This window comes from Leptolyngbya sp. CCY15150 (genome assembly GCF_016888135.1).
Taxonomy (GTDB): domain Bacteria; phylum Cyanobacteriota; class Cyanobacteriia; order RECH01; family RECH01; genus RECH01.
This window is the reverse complement of sequence record NZ_JACSWB010000212.1, coordinates 1-240: the sequence shown is the minus strand read 5'-3', so window position 1 is coordinate 240 and position 240 is coordinate 1. Positions and strand designations below refer to the sequence as shown.

At 59.2% G+C, this 240-nt stretch carries 1 pseudogene; it reads right to left on the bottom strand.

Annotated elements, in window-relative coordinates:
• A pseudogene (locus JUJ53_RS16010) lies at positions 1-240 on the bottom strand (CPBP family intramembrane glutamate endopeptidase); the annotation flags it as partial.

Genomic DNA, 240 nt, shown 5'->3' with positions numbered 1-240 from the left:
GCCCTGATAGCGCCCCGTAGGTGGCGTGATACTCGCTGATGGTGAACAGAGCGGGTGAGGGCAAGGCAGTTCCAGTGATGTTGAACAGGAGTACCCCGCCGATGTTGTTCGCGAAGTGTACGCCGATGGCGAGTTCAGTGGTTCCGTCAATCAACGAGACCACAGTCCACACCAGACCCGGAACGAAGAAGTAGTTGGAAAAGATCGTGAGCCAGCCGCCCGCCCGCGCCTCCGGGTTAA